A 5,798-nucleotide genomic window follows, 5' to 3' on the forward strand; every position below is an offset into this window, starting at 1 on the left:
GGGGGCGGCCCCCCTGGAGGACACAGCGCGCACTTCATCGGGGGGTCCAGGGGGGTTGCCCCCCCTGGAGGACACAGCGCGCACTTCATCGGGGGGTCCAGGGGGGGCGCCCCCCCTGGAGGACACGGCGCGGACTTCGCCGTCGTCCAGTTCCTCCACGGGATGCAGGGCCCGGTGCTCGGCGGCCCCGGCCGACCCGGCGGGCAGCCTCCGCGCGATGCGGCGCGACGCCGTCAGGATCTCCGGCCCCATCCGGCGGCACGTCCGCAGCGCCACCACGGGCGCGGGCTCGCCGTCCAGTGTGAGGAAGCGGTCGGGGAACTCCTGGATCCCCCTGACGTCGGCGCCGCGGAACCCGTAGATCGACTGGTCGGGGTCGCCCACGACGACGAGGTCGCGTCCCTCGCCGGCGAGGTGGTGCAGGAGGGCTTCTTGCGCGGGGTCGGTGTCCTGGTACTCGTCCACGAACACCACGTCGTAGGCGTCCCGCTCCCTGATCCGCACCTCTTCATCCGCGAGCATGCCCGCGGCCATGTGGATCAGCTCGCCGTAGTCGTAGGTGGGGACGGGGTCCAGCAGGAAGCGGTCGACGTAGCGCTCCATGAAGCCGCCGATGGCGGGCCAGTCGTCGCGCCCGCGCATGCGTCCCAGCGCAATGAGGTCTTCGGCGACGTACTGGCGCTCAACGGCACGCAAGGTGAAGTCGCGCAGCTCTTCGGCGAACCCGCGGGTCGCCAGGGCGGCCCGCAGCCGCTCGGGCCAGTCGTGCGCCCCGTCCGCCAGCTCGCCTTCCAGCAGCCGCCGCACTTCCAGGAGCTGCTCCGGCCCCGACAGGAGCCTCGGGGCGGGCTCCTCGTTCAGCACGGCGTCCCGCCGGATCAGCGCGTACGCGTAACTGTGGAAGGTGAGCGCGAGCGGCGTGCGCGTCGTCCGGTGCAGGCGCCCGGTGATCCGCTCCCGCAGCTCGCCCGCCGCCTTGCGGCTGAACGTCAGGACGAGCACGCGCTCCGGATCGACGCCCCGGTTCTCGATGCGGTCGACGACCGCCTCGACGATCGTCGTGGTCTTCCCGGTGCCCGGCCCCGCCAGCACGAGCAGCGGCCCGCCGGGGTGCTCGACGACCCGCCGCTGCTGCTCGTCGAGCGCAGGCGGGACGGCCCGCGCGGGACCGGCGCGGCGCACGAGACGGTAGGAACCAGAGGGCACAACAGTTCATTGGAACAGATCACCGGGACGGTTCTGACCACAACGCACGCATGTCGCCGGGGAGAAAACCCACACTCCGCCGCTGGACGGCGGACCTGACCGGCACCGCGCCGGTTCAGGAGGGTCCCGGCCAGCGCGCACGGGACATGTCGACGCGGCGGCCGTCGGGGCGCAGGGGGGTGCCTTCGGCTCGGTAGTGCTCGTGGGCGCGGCCCTCGTGGCACTGCGGCGGGCTCCCGTCGGCGCGGATCACCCGCCACCACGGGACGGCGCCGCCGTACAGCGACATGACGCGGCCGACCTGCCTCGGCCCGCCGCGCCCGACCAGTTCGGCGACATCGCCGTAGGACAGGACGCGGCCCGGCGGGATGCGCTCCACCGCGTCCAGCACCGCCTCGGCGTACTCGTCAGGTTCGGACCACATCCGACGATTGTCCCGGATCGCGCGCGGCGCCGCGCACGGCCACCGCCGCGCCCGCCAGGCCGAACAGGGCCAGCGCGCACACCAGCAGGTAGGTGAGGACGAGCCCGCCCGAGCGGTGCACGACCCGCACCGGCCGGGCGGGGCCGCCCGCGAACCGGCGGTCCTCCGGGAGGCCGGCGCCGCCCATGCGGGCGCCCGCGAGGGCGTCGGACGCGGTCAGCGCGGCGGCGGCGTCGACCCGCCCGAACCCGACCGCGCGGTTGTAGCCGCGGTCCGGGCGGTTCCGGGTGCTCGCCACGATCGCCTGCGTGACCAGCGCGGGCGCGAGGCCCGGGTGCCGCGACCTGATGAGCGCTGCGATGCCGGAGACGAACGCGGTGGCGGGGCTCGTGCCGTCCCCGATCCAGTAGCCGCCGTCCGGCCCGGCGCCGATGATCTGCACGCCGGGCGCGGACACCACGACGCCGGAGTTGCGGTTGGAGAACCCGGCGTGCCGGCCGGCGGCGTCCACGGCGGCGACGGAGATGACGCCGGGGAACGACGCCGGGTAGGAGTACCGGGTGTGCCCGCCGCGCTTCGCCGTCCGGTCGGCGCCCCCGTTGCCCGCCGCCGCCACCACGACCACGTTGCGCCGGACCGCGTAGGCGACGGCCTCGCGTTCGCGCGGCGTCGGATACGAGCGGCCCAGCGACAGGTTGACCACGTCGGCGCCGTGGTCGACCGCGTACCGGATGCCCTCCGCGATCGTGCCCGCGAAGCGCTCGGCGCCGGTGAACGCCGCGAAGCCCGGTTCGTCCCGCTCCAGGATGACTCGCAGGGACAGCAGCCGCGCCTCCGGGGCGACGCCGATCATCCCGAGCGCGCCGCCGGGGCCGTGCCCGTGCCCGGCGATGATGGACGCCATGTTGGTGCCGTGCAGCCGCTTCGGCCGGGCGCCCGCCGGCCCGGCGCCGCGGGTGAGGTCGGGGCCCACGGTGACCGACCCCGCCAGGTCGGCCTGGCCGGGGTCCACCCCCGAGTCGAGGACGGCGACGGTCACCCCGGCGCCCTTCGCCATCGTCCACGCGCGCGGCACGCTCAACGATTCGAGGACGGGCATCACGGCGTCCCGCACCTGGTCCGCGCGGGCCGGGACGGGCATCGCGACGAGCGCCGCGCCGGCCGCCACGGCGGCCAGGGCGGCGGCGAGGCGCCTCAGCACCGCCACTCCCGGTCGCCGCAGCGCACCGCCGCGGGCGTCGCCAGCGGCCCGAGCACGCCCCGCACCAGCTGCGGCACGAGTTCGGCCAGGTCGGCGAGCGGCCCGCGCAGCGCGGGGCGCCCGTCGGCGTACCCGGCGGTCGCCGCGACCACGTACGGCCCGCGCTGGGCGGCGGCGGACGCCTGCCGGGCCGCGTCGCCGAACCGGGCGGCGACCGAGCCGGGGAACGGCAGCGCCCGCAGCCCGGGTCCGGCCTTGCGGTCGGGGAACCAGGCGACCGCCTCGCGCGCCGACCGCTCGTCCGGGAACACCACCACGCCGACCGTCACCGCGACGCCCTGCGCCTGGTCGAGGTAGGTGGCGCGGAGCGCGGCGCGGCACCCGCGCGACGTCAGGGACCGGACGAGCGCCTCGTCGGCGGCCGTCTCGCAGCGGGTGTCGGTGCCGATGCCGACCCGGCGGGCCGTCTCCGGGGACGCCTGGCCGAGCGTGTACGGGAGTTCGGCGGGGAAGATCCGCCCCGCCGGCCAGCTGCGGTAGCGGCCGGCCAGCTCCGCCGCGGACGCCGCGGCGCGCTCGGCGGGGGTCGGGCCGCGGGTCAGCTCCGCCGACAGCCGGACCCCGGCGACGACGAGCACCGTCGCGCACGCGGACGCGGCCACCAGCGCGGCCGTCCGGCGCGACACCCGCCATCCGCCGGGCGGTTCGCCCGATCCCGGTTCCGGCTCGGTGCCCGGGGCGGTGATCTCGGCGCGCGACACGCAGCGGAGCGTAGCCGACGCCGGGTCAGGACGGGGGGACCAGCGTCGGACCGCCGGGCGCGCTGCGCGGCGGGGGCGGCGCCGGGTCGCGCGGCGCGATGTAGGGCGGGCGCGGCGGCGGGCCGTACGGCCCGCGGCCCTGCGGCCGGCCGGGCGGCGGACCGGGCGCGGGACCGTCCGCGGGGCCGTCCGTCGGCCTCCGGTGGCCGCGCCAGAAGGCGAGCGCGAGCGCGCCGCCCCCGGCCGTCCCGCCGGCGCCGAGCACCAGGATCGCGACGATCATCCACGTCACCCAGCCCGGATGGTCGATGATCTGCACCGGGCCCGGTTCGGCCGCGCCGAACCGCTCGCGCTCGGGCTTGCCCTCGCCCGGCCCGGCGTGCGCCGAGGCGATGGTGGCGGCCGCCGCCAGCGCGCGGGCCGCGTGCACCTCGCCGAACCCCACCTCCGGGTCGTAGCCGTCCTTCGGCCGGTGCCCGGTGCTCTGCACCAGCGCCTGCGACACCAGCGCGGGCGCCATCTTCGGGTACTTCGCGCGGATCAGCGCGGCGATCCCGGAGACCAGCGCGGCGGCCTGGCTGGTGCCGCCGCCGATGACGTAGTCGCTGCCGGAGCCCGCGGAGACCACGGCGTCGCCGGGTGCGGACACCAGCACCGAGTAGTTGCGGTTGGAGAACGGCGCGCGTTCGTGGTCGGGCTCGGCGGCCGCGACCGCGATGACGCCGGGGAAGGACGCCGGGTAGGAGTAGGGCGCGAAGCCGTCCTCGTCCAGCAGGCGCTTCTTGTCGCCGTCGTTGCCGGCCGACGCCACCACCACAATGCCCCTGCCGATGGCGTAGGCCACGGCCTCCCGCTCGTCCAGCGACTCCCCCTCGTTGCCGAGCGACAGGTTGATGACGTCGGCGCCGTGGTCGGCGGCGTAGCGGATGCCGCGCGCGACCGAGCTCTTGGCCTCCTGCGACCCGCGGTAGCGGCGGTAGCTCGCGTCCTCCGGCTCGCTGATGGCCCGGACGGCGAGAATGCTCGCCCGCGGGGCCACCCCGATGACCCCGGAGCGTCCGCCCGGGCCGTGGCCGTGCCCGGCGATCAGCGACGCCATCGCCGTCCCGTGCAGCCGCTTGGGCGTGGTGCCGCGGTCGACCTCGGCGATCATGTTGGGGCCGGTGGTGACCTTGCCGCGCAGATCCGCCTGGTTCGGGTCGACGCCGGAGTCGACGACCCCGACGGTCACCCCCCGCCCCTTGGTGATCTTCCAGGCGGCGTCCATGCCGAGGGTCTTCAGGACGGGCGCCTGCCGGTCGCGGATCTCGTCCGCATGCGCCTGCACGGGCACCAGCCAGCTTCCGGCCAGCGCCCCCGCGAGCAGCCCGGCGGCGGCCCGCCGGCGGGTCAGCACTGCCACTCCGGGTCGTCGCAGTCGGGCAGCGCCTTGGCGGCGAGCGACCGCGCGACCGCGTGGCCGAGCTGCGGCGCCACGGCGAACGGCTCGCCCGGACGCGCCTTCCTGATCTCGGACGCGGGACGGCCGTCGGCCTGCCCCGACGTCGTCAGCACCACGTAGGGGCCGCCGCGGTCGCTCGTCCGGTCCTGCCGGGCCTTGTCGGTGAACTTCGCGGACGCGGTGCCCGGGAACGCGGCGGCGTGCAGCGCGGGCTCGGCCGACCCCTTGCCCGCGTCCGGGCCCTGCGAGCGGGGCAGCTCCTTCAGCGCCCGGTCGGCCTTCCAGGGGTCGGGGAACACGACGACGCCGATGGTGACGACGATGCCCTGCAGCTGGTCGGCGTAGGTGGCGCGCAGGACGGCGAGGCAGCCGTGCTTGCGGAGCGTGAGCGCGATCTCCTCGTCGGCGGCCTGGGCGCAGCCGGTGTCGGGGACGATGCCCGTCCGGGTCGCGTACTCGGTGTGGTCGCCGACGGGGCGGTACGGGATCCGCCGCGGGAAGATGCGGTTCGCGGGCCACGCCTGCCAGCGCCGCGCCACCTCCTTGTCCGCGGCCACCTGCAGCTCGGCGCTGGTCGGCTCGCGGTGGTAGGTCGTCCACGCGCCGGTCATCGCGACGGCGGTGGTGAGGAGGTAGCAGCAGCCGACGACGAGCGCGACGGCCGTCCACTGGCGCCCGGTCAGCCCCAGCACGGTCAGCGGGTCGCGCGCCGGGGGCGGCGGGCCCAGCGGCCGCGGCGGACCCGCGTACGGAGGCCCCGGCGGG

Annotated in this window: 6 protein-coding genes; all 6 read right to left on the reverse strand. The window is 76.7% G+C overall.

Annotated features, from left to right (window positions below; translation table 11 throughout):
- Positions 1–1,206: ATP-dependent helicase (locus E1284_RS37745; RefSeq protein ID WP_207924186.1), on the reverse strand; the 1,206-nt coding region annotated here is incomplete at its 3' end.
- A 115-nt stretch (positions 1,207–1,321) separates the two neighbouring features.
- Positions 1,322–1,630 carry an MGMT family protein gene (locus tag E1284_RS37750; protein ID WP_131944941.1) on the reverse strand — a complete coding sequence of 103 codons (309 nt, stop codon included), beginning with the start codon at positions 1,628–1,630 and terminating at the stop codon, positions 1,322–1,324.
- Positions 1,614–2,831, reverse strand: a complete 1,218-nt coding sequence (locus tag E1284_RS37755) for a S8 family serine peptidase (RefSeq protein ID WP_131944942.1) — start codon at positions 2,829–2,831, stop codon at positions 1,614–1,616. The genes E1284_RS37750 and E1284_RS37755 overlap by 17 nt, the downstream gene beginning before the upstream one ends.
- Positions 2,825–3,592, reverse strand: coding sequence for a hypothetical protein (locus E1284_RS37760; protein WP_131944943.1), 768 nt, complete (start codon positions 3,590–3,592; stop codon positions 2,825–2,827). Before E1284_RS37760 ends, E1284_RS37755 begins: the two co-directional genes overlap by 7 nt.
- A gap of 25 nt (positions 3,593–3,617) precedes the next feature.
- Complete coding sequence (locus E1284_RS37765; protein ID WP_243714993.1) at positions 3,618–4,994, reverse strand: S8 family peptidase; 1,377 nt, start codon at positions 4,992–4,994, stop codon at positions 3,618–3,620.
- Positions 4,982–5,798: hypothetical protein (locus E1284_RS42160; protein ID WP_165965585.1), on the reverse strand; the 817-nt coding region annotated here is incomplete at its 5' end. The genes E1284_RS42160 and E1284_RS37765, both read right to left, overlap by 13 nt.

The organism is Actinomadura bangladeshensis (assembly GCF_004348335.1).
Lineage (GTDB): Bacteria > Actinomycetota > Actinomycetes > Streptosporangiales > Streptosporangiaceae > Spirillospora > Spirillospora bangladeshensis.

Bases quoted from the DNA above. Each gene is read 5' to 3' on its own strand.
- E1284_RS37750 (WP_131944941.1), bottom strand. From the start codon at position 1,630: ATGTGGTCCGAACCTGACGAGTACGCCGAGGCGGTGCTGGACGCGGTG.